The organism is Streptomyces sp. NPDC047971 (assembly GCF_040653355.1).
Lineage (GTDB): Bacteria > Actinomycetota > Actinomycetes > Streptomycetales > Streptomycetaceae > Streptomyces.
The window spans coordinates 21,957-32,690 of the sequence record NZ_JBEZNW010000059.1; the positions used below are offsets into that span (position 1 = coordinate 21,957).

General features: G+C 72.4%; 11 protein-coding genes. 7 read left to right on the plus strand and 4 right to left on the minus strand.

The features are described from left to right. Positions 1-190 precede the first annotated feature (190 nt). The 4 genes from AB0D99_RS33290 to AB0D99_RS33305 all read left to right on the plus strand — a co-directional run bounded on the left by AB0D99_RS33290 (position 191) and on the right by AB0D99_RS33305 (position 2,468). Complete coding sequence (locus AB0D99_RS33290; protein ID WP_362371058.1) at positions 191-568, plus strand: hypothetical protein; 378 nt, start codon at positions 191-193, stop codon at positions 566-568. Positions 569-640: 72 nt separating this feature from the next. Then, a complete protein-coding gene (locus AB0D99_RS33295) occupies positions 641-1,294 on the plus strand; it encodes a DUF3105 domain-containing protein (protein ID WP_362371061.1) in 654 nt (217 codons plus the stop codon). Further along, on the plus strand, positions 1,291-1,932 hold the full coding sequence (locus tag AB0D99_RS33300) for a DUF305 domain-containing protein (protein WP_362371064.1): 642 nt from the start codon (positions 1,291-1,293) through the stop codon (positions 1,930-1,932). The genes AB0D99_RS33295 and AB0D99_RS33300 overlap by 4 nt, the downstream gene beginning before the upstream one ends. Positions 1,933-2,048: 116 nt before the next feature. Next, complete coding sequence (locus AB0D99_RS33305) at positions 2,049-2,468, plus strand: CBS domain-containing protein (RefSeq protein WP_362371067.1); 420 nt, start codon at positions 2,049-2,051, stop codon at positions 2,466-2,468. Here the strand turns inward: AB0D99_RS33305 and AB0D99_RS33310 are convergent. Together AB0D99_RS33310 and AB0D99_RS33315 are read right to left on the minus strand one after the other, a co-directional pair. After that, positions 2,453-3,292, minus strand: a complete 840-nt coding sequence (locus tag AB0D99_RS33310; protein ID WP_362371091.1) for an alpha/beta hydrolase — start codon at positions 3,290-3,292, stop codon at positions 2,453-2,455. The two genes, AB0D99_RS33305 and AB0D99_RS33310, sit on opposite strands and share 16 nt — an antisense overlap. Before the next feature lie 2 nt (positions 3,293-3,294). Continuing rightward, a complete protein-coding gene (locus AB0D99_RS33315) occupies positions 3,295-3,966 on the minus strand; it encodes a DUF998 domain-containing protein (protein WP_362371070.1) in 672 nt (223 codons plus the stop codon). A gap of 226 nt (positions 3,967-4,192) precedes the next feature. On the opposite strand from AB0D99_RS33315, the gene AB0D99_RS33320 reads away from it, so the two are divergent. Next, the gene (locus tag AB0D99_RS33320) at positions 4,193-5,047 is read left to right on the plus strand and encodes a DUF4190 domain-containing protein (RefSeq protein ID WP_362371073.1); all 855 of its coding nucleotides are present in this window, start codon (positions 4,193-4,195) and stop codon (positions 5,045-5,047) included. Positions 5,048-5,243: 196 nt separating this feature from the next. Continuing rightward, positions 5,244-7,004, plus strand: coding sequence for an NAD+ synthase (locus AB0D99_RS33325; protein ID WP_362371076.1), 1,761 nt, complete (start codon positions 5,244-5,246; stop codon positions 7,002-7,004). Here the strand turns inward: AB0D99_RS33325 and AB0D99_RS33330 are convergent. Next, positions 6,970-8,205 (minus strand): MFS transporter, encoded by a 1,236-nt coding sequence (locus AB0D99_RS33330; protein WP_362371079.1) that lies wholly within the window; start codon positions 8,203-8,205, stop codon positions 6,970-6,972. The genes AB0D99_RS33325 and AB0D99_RS33330 overlap by 35 nt on opposite strands. 124 nt (positions 8,206-8,329) lie before the next feature. After that, a complete protein-coding gene (locus AB0D99_RS33335; RefSeq protein ID WP_362371082.1) occupies positions 8,330-9,352 on the minus strand; it encodes an endonuclease/exonuclease/phosphatase family protein in 1,023 nt (340 codons plus the stop codon). A gap of 325 nt (positions 9,353-9,677) precedes the next feature. Here AB0D99_RS33335 and panB point away from each other — a divergent pair, with 325 nt between their 5' ends. Then, a complete protein-coding gene (panB, locus tag AB0D99_RS33340; RefSeq protein WP_362371085.1) occupies positions 9,678-10,541 on the plus strand; it encodes a 3-methyl-2-oxobutanoate hydroxymethyltransferase in 864 nt (287 codons plus the stop codon). The last annotated feature ends 193 nt before the right edge of the window (positions 10,542-10,734 follow it).

The following is a 10,734-nucleotide window of genomic DNA, read 5'->3' on the forward strand; positions in this document are numbered from 1 at the left end:
AGGCCGCCTGTTCCCACCGCCTCGGGCACATCGGAGGGCACCTGAGCATCCCACCACATCGTTTCGCGCACGTTGCACACCCATAGTGCCTGTTCGGCTGTGACACAGGTAACGGGGCACCGCCCGTTTCCGCGCGTCCGTTCCCCCCGCCTGTCCCCTCCTGGCGCTCCGGCCACTACGATCTCCGCCCATGGGGGGCACTCCACTCGTACGCCTGTCCCGGCGCGCGCGTCCCATGGCACTGGTGAGTGCCGTGGCGACGCTCCTCGCCGCGCTCTTCGTCTGTTCGGGTTCCGGTGACGCCGTGCCCCACGACGAGCGCGCGCAGGCCCACCACCAGCGGACCACGAGTGCCGACGAGTACGTCTGCCCGTACGGCCGCGGCGACTGCTCCCTGTTCCCCTCGCTCAGCCCGGCGGTGCTCACCGCGCCGCCGCTCGACCCCCCGCCCCAGGCGGAGGGCCGGTTCGCGCGCCCCGGACCGTCGTACGACCCCGTCCGGGCGCCCCACGCCGACGCGCGGCCCCGCGCGCCGGACCTGCACGTCCTTCAAGTACTGCGGACATAGCCGACGGGCCGCATCCGCTCCGCACGGCTCACGCCGCCACACCACCCCACATCCGAGAAGGACGACATCACCATGGCCGCCAACCGCTCCGCCAACGCCGACCGCCGCGCCCGAATAGAGGAGATGCGCCGCGCCGAGCAGGCCCGCGAGCGCCGCAACCGCTTCATCACCATCGGCGTCTCCGCCGTGGTCGTCCTCAGCCTCGTCGGCTTCGGCGGCTATGTGCTCAACCAGCAGTCCGAGAAGAAGGAGCAGCAGGAGGCCGCAGCCAAGGCCCCCATCAAGGACGAGAAGAGCTGGGACGCCAAGAAGCTCGGCCGCAACCACGTGACCACCCCGGTCGCCTACGAGATGAAGCCGCCGGTCGGCGGTGACCACGACCAGGTCTGGCAGAACTGCGACGGCGACGTCTACACGTCGAAGATCGCCGACATGAACGCCGTGCACTCGCTGGAGCACGGCGCGGTCTGGGTCACGTACAACAAGAAGGCGTCCGAGGCCGACGTGAAGAAGCTGGCCGAGAAGGTCGGCAAGACCCCGTACTCGCTGATGAGCCCGGTCGACGACCAGGCCGGCGCCATCATGCTCAGCGCCTGGGGCAAGCAGGTCGCCGTGGACAGCGCGAGCGACCCGCGGATCGACGCCTTCTTCACCAAGTACGTGCAGGGCCCGCAGACCCCCGAGCCGGGCGCGGCCTGCACCGGCGGTGTCGGGGCGACCCAGTGAGGCTGACCCGTACGCACGGGGCGTCGATCGCCGCCGTCGTCCTCGCGCTGCTCTTCGCCGGGGGCGCCGTCACGGTCGCCTCCGCCGAGCGGGAGGAGGCGCCGGCGACCCCCGTGTCGGACTCGGCGGACGCGGGCTTCGCCCGTGACATGTCGGTCCACCACCAGCAGGCCGTCGAGATGTCGTTCATCGTCCGGGACCGCACCCAGGACGAGGAGGTGCGCCGGCTGGCGTACGACATCGCCAACACCCAGGCCAACCAGCGCGGCATGATGCTGGGCTGGCTGGACATGTGGGGCCTGCCCAAGGTCGAGTCGGGCACCGAGCCGATGACCTGGATGGGCATGGAGGCGCACGGCGACACCGGACCCCTCGACGGGGCGCTCATGCCGGGCATGGCGACGAAGACCGAGCTGGACCGGCTGCGGAAGGCCACCGGCAAGGACGCCGAGATCCTCTACCTCCAGCTGATGACCGACCACCACAAGGGCGGCGTCCACATGGCCCGGGGCTGCGTGGACAAGTGCTCCGTGGAGATCGAGCGGAACCTCGCGCAGGGCATGGTCGACGCCCAGGAGTCCGAGATCGCGCTCATGGTCGACCTGCTGAAGGCACGGGGCGCGAAGCCCCGCGACTGAGCACGGCCCCGGCGGCCCCCGTGACCCCAGCGGTCGCGGGGGCCGCCGCGTGCGCGGACAATGGTTGACGCTCGGGGACGTACGTACGACGACGTTCACACGGAGGTACGCACCCCATGACCACGGCGAAGGACATCATGCACTCCGGGGCCCAGTGGATCCCCCGGCACGAAACTCTCGACCGCGCGGCACAGCTGATGCGCGACCTCAATGTGGGCGCTCTGCCCATCGCCGACGAGAACGAGCGGCTGTGCGGCATCATCACGGACCGCGACATCGTCGTCGGCTGTGTGGCCATGGGCCACGACCCGTCGAAGGTCACCTGCGGAGAGATGGCGCACGGCACCCCGCGCTGGATCGAGGCGGGTTCGGACGTGGGCGAGGTACTGCACGAGATGACGGGCCACCAGATCAGACGGCTCCCGGTCATCGAGAACAAGCGCCTGGTGGGCATGATCAGCGAGGCGGATCTGGCGCAGCACCTGGACGACGAGCAGATCAAGGAGTTCTGCGCGAGCGTCTACGCGTCCCGCTGACCGGGTCCGTGGCGCAGCACCGCCCGTGCCACCACGTCGGGGCGGTCCGACATCATCAGGTGGCCCGACGGCTCGACCGCCTCGTAGTGGGCGTCGAGCCGCCGGGCCAGCGCGCGTTGCCGGCCGGCCCAGCGGGCGGAGCCGTCCGGGGCCGCCAGGACGGTGACGGCGAGGCCCGGCGGCAGCGGCCGCTCCTCGCGCAGCGCGAGGAGTTCGGCGGCGACGGCGCGGTAGTGGGTGTTCTCCAGGAGCGTGCCGCGCATGACGCGTGAGGTGGCGTAGACGCGGCGGACGAGTGCGGCGTCCGCCGGGTCCCCGCCGGTGGCGCGGGAGAGCCGTACGGTGGCGCGGCGGACGGCCGGGCCGAGGGCGGCCGGGGCTCCGACGGCGGCGAGCAGCGTGCCCAACCCGCGGGCGGCGGCGGTGCGCACGGCGGGCGCGGCGGGGGTGCGGGCGTGCTCCTCGACGGAGGAGTCGACGAGCACGATCCCCGCGGCGCGGTCCGGGTGGAGCCGGGCGAACGCCTCCGCGTGGAACCCGGCGATGGAGTGGCCGACGACGGTGACGGGCTCCGGGTGGCCGAGCGCGTCGAGCAGCCCCGCGATGCGGTGGGCCTCGCCCGCGGCGCTCGGCGGGACCGCGGCCGGGGCGGAGAGGCCGTGACCGGGGCGGTCGAAGCGGACGACCGTGCGGTGCGGTGCCAGCAGAGGGACGACGGGGTCCCAGTCGAACCAGCTCATGCCGAGGCCGGCGCTCAGCACGCAGACGGGTCCGCCGCCCTCGACGACGACGTGGTGGGCCACGCCCCCGACCCGTACGAACATGGTCACGCTCTCTCCCTGGACACGGAGACGGCGAGTATCGCGAGCCAGACTGCCACGAGCAGGACCTGCAGCCGCTGGCCGGCGCCGAGGGAGAAGGTGCCCTTGCCCGCCTCGAAGGCGGCGACGGCGGCCAGGGTCCAGACGGTGGCGGCCAGTTCGAGGGCGACGACGAGGGGCCCGGTGCGGGCGAGGGGCCGCCAGATCCGGTGGCGGCGGGCGGCGAACGTCAGGGCGAGCATGGCGGCCAGGGCGCCGGTCATGGCGAGACCGGAGCTGACGGCGTGCGCCGTGTGGGTGGCCGGTACGAGTCCTGCGGTCTCGCGGGCGGCGCACTCCGGGTCGGCGGTGGGTGTACAGCTGAGCGGCAGCCGGGAGTCGACGGCGGTGGCCGCGCCGAAGAGGGCGAGGGCGAGCCAGCCGGTGACGGTCCAGGGGCGGCGGCCGGGGAGCGCGAGGGCGGTGAGGGCGCCGGCGAGGACGAGGAGGCCGGCGACGAGGTCGGTGGCCCGGAACAGCCCGCCGAGCGGCTGGTCGGCCGCGGCGAGTTCGGAGACGTAGGTCTGTATGGGGTCGAGCCCGGTCTGGACGACGACTTCGAGTACCCAGGCCGTGTACGCGAGCGCGCCCAGCGCCAGCAGGACGGCGGCGACCGGTCGCGTACGGCTCGTGGACATAGTGGTACGAGATGCTATGCGGCTGCCGCTCCGACCCGGTGGCCGGGGTGGGTCCGTGCCGCTCGCGCGGCGCTCACTGGTCGTCATGACCCCATGGTGGGCGGGGCGTGGGCGCCGCGCGCGCCGACGGCGTCCGCTTCATGGACACCGATTGATCACAAAATCCGTGGCTCCTCCATAATCGGCTGACTTACTGTCATCCCCTCAGTCGACTCGGAGGACACGCATGACCACGCCCACGAACGCCCCCGGCCAGAACTCCTGGGGCCCGCCGCCGACGGGGATGCCCGGGATGCCTCCGCAGCCCCCGTTCCAGCAGCCGCGCAACGGCCTCGGGGTCGCCGGTCTGGTCGTCGGCATCGTCGGTGTGCTCTTCGCCGTCATCCCGTTCTTCTTCTGGCTCGGCGCGATCCTCGGCATCCTGGGCCTGATATTCGGCATCATCGGCCACGGCCGCGCCCGCAAGGGCGAGGCGACGAACAAGGGAGTGGCCCTGTCGGGCCTCATCCTCGGCGCGATCGCCATCGTCCTCTCGGTCGTGTCGCTGATCATCACCGTCACGGCGGTGAAGGACATCGCGGACGAGATCGACAAGGAGATCCAGAAGCAGGAGAAGGCCACCGCCGCGCCCGACACCGCCCCCGGGGACGCGCCGGAGCCCGAGCCCACCGAGACCGCGCCGGCGGCGCTGAAGTTCGGTCAGACCTTCGCGTACGAGGACGGGATCAAGGTGACCGTCTCCGCGCCGCGCGCGTACGAGCCCGACCAGTTCGCCGCCGGGCACACCAAGGGCAACAGCGCCTTCCAGGTGACGGTCACGATCGTCAACGGCAGCAAGAAGACCCTCGACGTCTCCGGCGCCCTGGTGGACGCGAGCGACGCGGAGGGCTCGCGGGCCGAGCCGGTCTTCGACGGCAGCAACGCGACGGAGATGTTCCAGGGCAACGTGCTCCCCGGCAAGCAGGCCAAGGCCAAGTTCGCCTTCTCGGTCCCGGCGAAGGCGGACGGGGAGCTGCAGGTCGAGCTGAGCCCGACGATCCTCGACCACGAGGAAGCGATCTGGGTCGGCCCGACGAAGTAGTCGGCGGCGGCCGGTCCCGGCCTCCGCGCACACAGGACGCCGGGAGACGCCCGGGGACGCCGGCGCGCCCGGACCACCGGATCACCGGAGCGCGCGGGCCCGGGGACGCCGGCGCGCCGCCCGGAGTGGCCGGGGACACGTCGGCGACCCGGCCGCCACCAGGACATAGCGTCGGTCTGACGATTACACTGGGCGCGTGCCTCAACTACGCCTCGCTCTGAATCAGATCGACTCGACCGTCGGCGATCTCGCCGGGAACGCCGAGGCCGTCGTCCGCTGGACCCGGCACTCCGCCGAGCAGGGCGCGCATCTGGTCGCGTTCCCCGAGATGGTGCTGACCGGCTACCCCGTCGAGGACCTGGCGCTGCGCTCGTCCTTCGTCGAGGCGTCACGGGAGACGCTGCGGGCGCTGGCCCTGCGTCTCGACGCCGAGGGCTTCGGAGAGCTGCCGGTGATCGTCGGCTATCTCGACCGTTCGGACCGTGCCGAGCCCCGGCTCGGCCGGCCCGCCGGATCCCCCGAGAACGCCGCCGCGGTGCTGCACCGCGGCGAGGTGGTGCTCCGCTTCGCCAAGCACCACCTCCCCAACTACGGCGTCTTCGACGAGTTCCGCTACTTCGTCCAGGGCGACACCATGCCCGTCGTCCGGGTGCACGGCGTCGACGTGGCGCTCGCGATCTGCGAGGACCTGTGGCAGGAGGGCGGCCGGGTGCCCGCCGCGCGCAGCGCGGGCGCCGGACTGCTCGTGTCGATCAACGCCTCGCCGTACGAACGGGAGAAGGACGACACCCGGCTCGAACTGGTCCGCAAGCGCGCCCAGGAGGCGGGCTGCACCACGGCCTACCTCGCGATGATCGGCGGCCAGGACGAGCTGGTCTTCGACGGCGACTCGATCGTCGTCGACGCGAGCGGCGAAGTCGTCGCGCGCGCCCCGCAGTTCTCCGAGGGCACGGTGATCGTGGACCTCGAACTGCCCGCCGCCTCTCCCGACGCGCCCACGGGCGTGGTGGACGACGGGCTGCGGATCGACCGCGTGGTGCTCTCGCGGGAGCCGCTGCCGGCGTACGAGCCGGAGCTGACCGGGGGCTACGCGGACCGGCTCGACGACGACGAGGAGGTGTACTCGGCGCTGGTCGTGGGCCTGCGCGCGTACGCCGCGAAGAACGGCTTCCGCTCGGTCCTCGTCGGCCTCTCCGGCGGCATCGACTCGGCGCTGGTCGCCGCGATCGCCTGCGACGCGGTGGGCGCGCAGAACGTGTACGGCGTCTCGATGCCGTCCAAGTACTCCTCGGACCACTCGCGCGGCGACGCCGCCGAGCTGGCCCGGCGTACGGGCCTCAACTTCCGTACGGTGTCGATCGAGCCGATGTTCGACGCGTACATGGGCGCGCTCGGGCTCACGGGTCTGGCGGAGGAGAACCTGCAGTCCCGGCTGCGCGGCACGATGCTGATGGCGATCTCCAACCAGGAGGGCCACATCGTCCTCGCCCCCGGCAACAAGTCCGAGCTGGCGGTGGGGTACTCGACGCTCTACGGCGACTCGGTCGGTGCGTACGGGCCCATCAAGGACGTGTACAAGTCGGCCGTGTTCCGGCTCGCGCGCTGGCGCAACCGGGCGGCCGAGGAGCGCGGCATGACCCCGCCGATCCCGGAGAGCTCGATCAGCAAGCCGCCGAGCGCCGAGCTGCGCCCGGGACAGGTCGACACCGACTCGCTGCCGGACTACGACGTCCTGGACCGGATCCTCGCGATGTACGTCGACCGCGACCAGGGCAAGGACGCCATCGTCGCGGCCGGCTTCGACGAGGAGCTGGTGACGCGGACGCTGCGGATGGTCGACACGGCGGAGTACAAGCGGCGCCAGTACCCGCCGGGCACCAAGATCTCGGCGAAGGGCTTCGGCAAGGACCGCCGGCTGCCGATCACGAACCGCTGGCGGGAGACGCCGAGCCGCTGACGGCCGCCTCGGCGACCGGGGCGCCTCCCGCGACGACGCGGGAGGCGCCCGCGTGCGTACGGGGACGGTCCAGCAGACCCGCCACCGCCGCGATCGCCAGGCCGACGACGGCGAGGACCGCGCCGACGAGCGTCGGGGAGCTCCAGCCCCAGCCGGCGGCGACGGCCGCGCCGCCCGCCCAGGCGCCGCCCGCGTTGGCGAGGTTGAAGGCGGAGTGGTTGGAGGCGGAGGCCAGGGTCGGCGCCTCCGCGGCCTTGTTCATGACCAGCATCTGGAGCGGGGTGGTGGTCATGAACCCGACGGCGCCGAGGACGACGACGGTCACGAGCGCCAGCCAGGGGACCTGGATCGTGAAGCGGAAGGCGACCAGGACGAGGGCGAGGGCGCCGAGGGAGCCGTACAGCGTCGGCCGCAGCGCCCGGTCGGTCAGCGGACCGGCGGCGAGCGCGCCGGCCGTCATGCCGATGCCGAAGAGCGCGAGGACGAGGGTGACGGAGGATTCCCCGAAGCCCATCACCTCGGTGGTCATCGAGGCGAGGTAGGAGTAGACGGCGAAGACGCCGGCGAAGCCGAAGACCGCCGTGAGCAGACCGAGCAGCACCTGCGGGCGGCCCAGCGCCCGCACCTCGCGCCCGAGGCTCTGCCGCTCGTCGACGGGGACGTACGGCACGAGCCGGGCGAGCGCCACCATGGCCAGCAGGCCGATGACGGTGACGACGAGGAACGTGGCCCGCCACCCGAGGTGCTGGCCGAGCAGGGTCGCGGCCGGTACGCCGAGGATGTTGGCGACCGTGAGCCCGAGGAACATCGTGGCCACCGCCCGCGCCTGCCGGTCCTCGCGCACGAGCCGCGCGGCGACGACGGCGCCGACGCCGAAGAACGCGCCGTGCGGGAGCCCGGCCAGGAAGCGGCCGCCGATCAGCCAGCCGAAGCCGGGGGCGAGCGCGGACGCCAGGTTGCCGACGACGAACAGCGCCATCAGCAGGAGCAGCATCTTCTTGCGCGGGACGCGCGAGCCGAGCGCGGTGAGCAGCGGGGCGCCCACGACGACGCCGATCGCGTAGGCGGAGACGAGGTGTCCCGCGGTGGGGACGGAGGTGCCGAGATCGTCGGCGACATTGGGCAGCAGGCCCATCATCACGAACTCGGTGGTGCCGATGCCGAAGGCGGAGACGGCGAGCGCGAGCAGCGCCAGGGGCATGGGGAGAGCCTTTCAGAAGATAGTTCGTCGACTGAACAAATGCTCTCAGGTGAAATGTTCCCGTCGGCCACCCCCGGGTGACGAGCGGGTTTCGGCCGGCCCCCGGTTCAGAGCCGTACGCGTGTCAGAGCCGTACGCGCGCCGCGATCGGCAGGTGGTCGCTCCTGGTCTCCGGGAGCGTCCACGAGGAGACCGGCTCCACGCCCTTCACCAGGATCTGGTCGATCCGGGCCATCGGGAACGAGGCCGGCCAGCTGAAGCCGAAGCCGTCGCCCGACGCGCCCTGGGTGGAGCGCATCTGCGCGGTCACGGCGTTGAGGGCGCGGTCGTTCATGGTGCCGTTGAGGTCGCCGAGCAGGATGATCCGCTCCAGCCGGTCGGAGGCGATGGCCTCCCCCAGCAGGTTCGCGCTGTTGTCCCGCTGGTTGGCGGTGAAGCCGGCGTTCATCTTGACCCGCACGGACGGGAGGTGGGCCACGTACACGCGCGCGTCGCCCTTCGGCGTGGCGACGGTGGCCCGCATGGCACGCGTCCAGCCCATGCCGATGTCCACCGGCTGCGGATCGCTCAGCGGGTACTTGCTCCACAGCCCGACCGTGCCCTGCACGGAGTGGTACTTGTACGTGCCGGCCAGGCCGCTCTCGTAGACCGGCACCATGTCGCCCTTGAGCTCCTCCAGGGCCACCACGTCCGCGCCGGACTCGGCGATCTGCCGGGCGGTGCCCTCCGGGTCGGGGTTGTCGGCGTTGACGTTGTGGGTGGCGACGGTGAGGTCGCCGCCGGCACCGGCCTTGTCGGTGATGAGCCCCCCGAAGAGGTTGAGCCAGACCACCGTCGGCAGGAGCAGGGCGATCAGCGCGGTGGCCGAGCGCCGCAGCAGCGCCGCCACGAGCAGTACCGGCACGAGCACGCCCAGCCACGGCAGGAAGGTCTCGGTCAGGCTGCCCAGGTTGCCGATCCGGTTGGGGATCTCGGCGTGGAAGACCATCAGCAGGGCGAGCAGGACCGCGCAGGCGGCCAGCAGGATCCCGCGGCGCCAGATGCCCCGGTCACCACGCCAGCGGTCGAGCGCCGCCCGGAACCGGGGCCGGGAGCGCTCGTCCCCCGCGCCGCCGTTCTCGGTCTCCGCCATGTCCACCCGCGCCATTGCTCAGTCCTCACTGCCTTGCTCTGTGACCCGACGTCGACACTAGGTGATGCCGGCCCTGCCGTACTGCCACGGGGGACGACACAGCGGCGCGGCGGGTTCCTGCAGGTGGGCGGGGGCGGGCGGCTGTGACAGAACGCGCACATTCGCACGTACCCGGCCGAACGCCCCGCGGTACGGCCCGTCGGCGGCCCGCCCCGACCGTCACGGCGGTGTGAACAGCACCACTCCGGCCCTCTTTCCGCGCCGCCGCGCGAGGTGCCACCATGGATGTGGTCCGGGGACGCCGTCAGGGCGCCTCGAGATGACGAAGGAGCCGTTCACCATGACGCTTCAGCCTGCCCCGAAGCAGTCCCCCGACAGCAGCAAGGCGCTGTACGGAGGCAAGGGCACGCGCCGTATCTCCGTCCACGACATCGCCGCGGCCAAGACCCGTGGCGAGAAGTGGCCCATGCTCACCGCCTACGACGCGATGACCGCGTCCGTCTTCGACGAGGCCGGCATCCCGGTCGTGCTCGTCGGCGACTCCATGGGCAACTGTCACCTCGGTTACGACACCACCGTGCCCGTCACGATGGACGAGATGACCCTCCTGTCGGCCGCCGTCGTCCGGGGCACCAAGCGTGCCCTCGTCGTCGGCGACCTCCCCTTCGGCTCGTACCAGGAAGGGCCCGTCCAGGCCCTGCGCAACGCCACCCGGCTCGTCAAGGACGCGGGCGTCGGCGCGGTCAAGCTGGAGGGCGGCGAGCGTTCGCTGCCGCAGACCGAGCTGCTCGTCCAGGCCGGGATCCCCGTCATGTCCCACCTGGGCCTGACCCCGCAGTCCGTCAACACCATGGGCTACCGGGTCCAGGGCCGCAGCGACGAGGCCGCGCACCGGCTGCTCAGCGACGCCAAGGCGGCCCAGGACGCGGGCGCCTTCGCCGTCGTCCTGGAGCTCGTCCCGGCGGAGCTGGCCGCCGAGGTCACGCGCTCGCTGCACATCCCGACCATCGGCATCGGCGCCGGCCCGCACACCGACGCCCAGGTCCTCGTGTGGACCGACATGGCCGGTCTCACCGGCGGCAAGGTCCCGCGCTTCACCAAGCAGTACGCCAACCTCCGCGAGACGCTCGGCGACGCCGCCCGCGCCTTCGCGGAGGACGTCACCGGCGGGGCGTTCCCCGCCGAGGAGCACACCTTCCACTGACTCGGCGCCGGGGTTCCGGCAGCCGGGACGCGGGGCGCGGGGAGGACGCGCGCCCCGCGTCCGGTCGTCCCTCCGACGGGCCCCCCCCCGCGGGGCGGGGGGGGCGGGGGTGGTGTGTGGGGGGCGGGTGGGGGTTGTTTGGGGGCGGGGTGGGTGGGGGGTGGTGTTTTGGGGGCATTGCGCGGTCCCCCCA

Coding starts and splice junctions, on each gene's coding strand:
- AB0D99_RS33290 (WP_362371058.1), top strand. CDS start 191: ATGGGGGGCACTCCACTCGTACGCCTGTCCCGGCGCGCGCGTCCCATG.
- AB0D99_RS33295 (WP_362371061.1), top strand. CDS start 641: ATGGCCGCCAACCGCTCCGCCAACGCCGACCGCCGCGCCCGAATAGAG.
- AB0D99_RS33305 (WP_362371067.1), top strand. CDS start 2,049: ATGACCACGGCGAAGGACATCATGCACTCCGGGGCCCAGTGGATCCCC.
- AB0D99_RS33310 (WP_362371091.1), bottom strand. CDS start 3,292: ATGTTCGTACGGGTCGGGGGCGTGGCCCACCACGTCGTCGTCGAGGGC.
- AB0D99_RS33315 (WP_362371070.1), bottom strand. CDS start 3,966: ATGTCCACGAGCCGTACGCGACCGGTCGCCGCCGTCCTGCTGGCGCTG.
- AB0D99_RS33320 (WP_362371073.1), top strand. CDS start 4,193: ATGACCACGCCCACGAACGCCCCCGGCCAGAACTCCTGGGGCCCGCCG.
- AB0D99_RS33330 (WP_362371079.1), bottom strand. CDS start 8,205: ATGCCCCTGGCGCTGCTCGCGCTCGCCGTCTCCGCCTTCGGCATCGGC.
- AB0D99_RS33335 (WP_362371082.1), bottom strand. CDS start 9,352: ATGGCGCGGGTGGACATGGCGGAGACCGAGAACGGCGGCGCGGGGGAC.
- panB (WP_362371085.1), top strand. CDS start 9,678: ATGACGCTTCAGCCTGCCCCGAAGCAGTCCCCCGACAGCAGCAAGGCG.